This window comes from Streptomyces sp. NPDC054847 (assembly GCF_053610925.1).
Map to the genome: position 1 here is coordinate 1 of NZ_JBSGZJ010000743.1, position 1,689 is coordinate 1,689.

General features: G+C 70.5%; 3 protein-coding genes. 1 reads left to right on the plus strand and 2 read right to left on the minus strand.

Features of this window, described 5'->3' with window-relative positions; translation table 11 throughout:
* Nucleotides 1–82: 82 nt before the first annotated feature.
* Entirely contained in the window at nt 83–721 is a 639-nt protein-coding gene (locus tag ACWGH4_RS34870; RefSeq protein ID WP_453467893.1) for a GNAT family N-acetyltransferase, read from the minus strand.
* A gap of 102 nt (nt 722–823) precedes the next feature.
* On the opposite strand from ACWGH4_RS34870, the gene ACWGH4_RS34875 reads away from it, so the two are divergent.
* Nucleotides 824–1,039: an EF-hand domain-containing protein gene (locus tag ACWGH4_RS34875; RefSeq protein WP_005311639.1), complete on the plus strand. Its 216-nt coding sequence runs from the start codon at nt 824–826 to the stop codon at nt 1,037–1,039.
* Nucleotides 1,040–1,111: 72 nt separating this feature from the next.
* Here the strand turns inward: ACWGH4_RS34875 and ACWGH4_RS34880 are convergent.
* Nucleotides 1,112–1,689: IS30 family transposase (locus tag ACWGH4_RS34880; protein ID WP_453467895.1), on the minus strand; the 578-nt coding region annotated here is incomplete at its 5' end.

The following is a 1,689-nucleotide window of genomic DNA, read 5'->3' on the forward strand; positions in this document are numbered from 1 at the left end:
ACTACCTGCCCTGGCGGCTGTGACCTGAACGGAAGAACGCCGCCCCGGGCCCCGACCGGCCCGGGGCGGCGTTCCCGCGTCGTCACCGCGCCGCGAGGAGCGCCTCGGACGCGACCGGCCGGAACCCCGCCCGCTGGAACGCGCGCACACTGCGTGCGTTGCCGGGCGATTGCTGGGACCACAGCACGGGCCCGGGCACCAGATGCCGGGCGGCGACGGCGAGTCGGGGACCGATGCCCCTGCCGCGCGCCTCCTCGTCGACCTCGACGGACACCTCCCAGCGGCCCGCCAGCCCCCGGCCCAGGACGAGCACTCCACCGTCCGCCGCCCACACCCGTACCTCGTCGCGCCGCTTGAGGGCGCCGACCACCCGGGGGTGCTCGCGGTCCTGGATCTCGCGCAGTTCGACACCGGGATCCCCGGGCAGCGCCTCCGCGACCGTCACCAGGTCGATGGTGTCCATGGACCGGCCGGTGCGCCGCATCAGGGCGGCCAGGAAAGCAGGGTTCATGGTGGCGGCCAGCCGGTCCGAGGCGGTGGCGGCCAGTTCGGCCCGTATCCACTCCGGGTCCTCGGCCGTGAAGACGACCGAGTGCGCGGTGAAGGCCACCACGCCCTCGTCACGTGCACCGGGCCGGTCCACCACCGTCACACCGCCGTCCGAGGGCGGGAACCGCCCCTGCGCCGCGGCGGCGAGTATCCGCCCCAGTTCGTCGCTCATCGCATCTCTCCCCGTTCGTGGGTACAGGCCTCGCCTCCATGATCGACGACGCGGGCCGATAATCTGACCCCCGTCAGTAATGCACCAAGAAGGGGTGGACCGGTGGCGGACATCGAGTCAGCACGCAAGGCGTTCGACCGTTACGACGCGGACGGCGACGGCTTCATCACTGCGGCCGAGTACAAGACGGCCATGGCTCAGATGGGTGACTGGAACGTCACCGAGTCGGTGGCCGAGGCCGTGATCGCCGCACAGGACACCGACAAGGACAAGCTCCTGTCGTTCGACGAGTTCTGGGCCCACCTGAACAAGGCCTGACCCCGCACGGGACATGGGAAGGCCCCCGGCGCAGCGCTTGGGTTCAAGGGGTCGTCGCAACACCGCCTGGTTTCAGGTGGTGAGTAGATCACGTAGACGCTCGGCTGGGGTATCCCAGCCGAGCGTCTTGCGTGGGCGGCCGTTGAGTTCTTGGGCGACGTGTTCGAGGTCTTCGGGACTGTGCAGGCTCAGGTCGGTGCCTTTGGGGAAGTACTGCCGCAGCAGCCCGTTCGTGTTCTCGTTCGAGCCGCGTTGCCAGGGGGATGCCGGGTCGCAGAAGTAGACGGGCATGTCGGTGGCCATGCTGAACTGCTTGTGACGTGCCATTTCGCTGCCCTGGTCCCAGGTGAGGGAGCCGCGCAGGTGGGCGGGCAGGGTCTGGACCGTGGCGACGAGGCCGTCGCGGACGGTCTCGGCGTCGTGGGCTCCGCCCGGCAGGTGGACCAGCATGGTGTAACGGGTGCTCCGTTCGACCAGGGTGGCGATCGCGGAGCGTCCGCCGGCGCCGATGATCAGGTCGCCTTCCCAGTGGCCGGGCACGGCCCGGTCCTCGATGTCGGCGGGGCGGTCGCTGATCATCACCATCGGGTCGATGAACCGGGGAGTGCGCCGCTGGGGGTCCCGGCGTGGTTTGCGGCGGGTCCGGCCGG

Excerpts from the sequence above, each read along its gene's own strand:
- ACWGH4_RS34870 (WP_453467893.1), bottom strand. The coding sequence starts at position 721 with ATGAGCGACGAACTGGGGCGGATACTCGCCGCCGCGGCGCAGGGGCGG.